The organism is Methylibium sp. T29 (genome assembly GCF_000576205.1).
Taxonomy (GTDB): Bacteria; Pseudomonadota; Gammaproteobacteria; order Burkholderiales; family Burkholderiaceae_C; genus Methylibium; species Methylibium petroleiphilum.
In genome coordinates, this window is sequence record NZ_AZND01000578.1 from 1 (window position 1) to 715 (window position 715).

The window sequence follows — 715 nt, forward strand, 5'->3', positions numbered from 1 at the left end:
GTCCACAGCCGGTTGTAGCTGGCCGCGCCGGTGCTGTGCTCGCTCAGCAGCGGCGCCTCGTCGGGCGCGCCGGGCGTGAGCAGCACGTCCACGCCGTGTGCGGCCAGGCCGTCGTCGGCCATCGCCTCGCGTGCGGCGGCGGTGATGCGCTGCGCGGCGTCGTAGTCGGCGTCGCCGATCGTTCTTGACGCCTCGCGCAGGTAGTCGCGCAGCAACGGCGACAGCGCATCGGCGTGCTGCGTCAGCTCGGTGTGCAGGCTGCGCACCGCCTCCCAGCCCTGCACGGTGGCCTGGGCCTCGAAGGCCTCGGCGGCCCAGGCCGGCAGGCGCACCTCTCGCACCGTGTGGCCGGCCGTGCGCAGCCGCGTCGCGGCCTCCTGCAACGCGGTGGCCATGGCCGGGGACAGCGGACCCCACGGGTAGTCGGTCACCACGCCGAAGCGCGGGGCCGCGGTCGGTGCGGACCGCGTGGCCGCGAAGCGCCGCCCGGCCAGCGCCTGGGCGAAGAACGCCGCATCGGCGACCGTGCGGGTGAACAGCCCCACGGTGTCGAGCGACCACGAGAAGCAGCGCACGCCGGCCGTCGGCAGCCAGCCGAAGCTGGGCTTGCAACCCACCACGCCGCAGTACGACGCGGGCCGGATCACCGAGCCGCCGGTCTGCGTGCCGATCGCCAGCTCCACCAGCCCGGCCGCCACCGCGGCCGCCGAGCCGG

The 715-nt window shown here is 75.9% G+C and carries 1 protein-coding gene; it reads right to left on the reverse strand.

The window, feature by feature from the left end; all coding sequences use genetic code 11:
- The coding region (locus tag x551_RS22930; protein ID WP_036252174.1) for an amidase at positions 1 to 715 on the reverse strand (715 nt) is incomplete at both ends.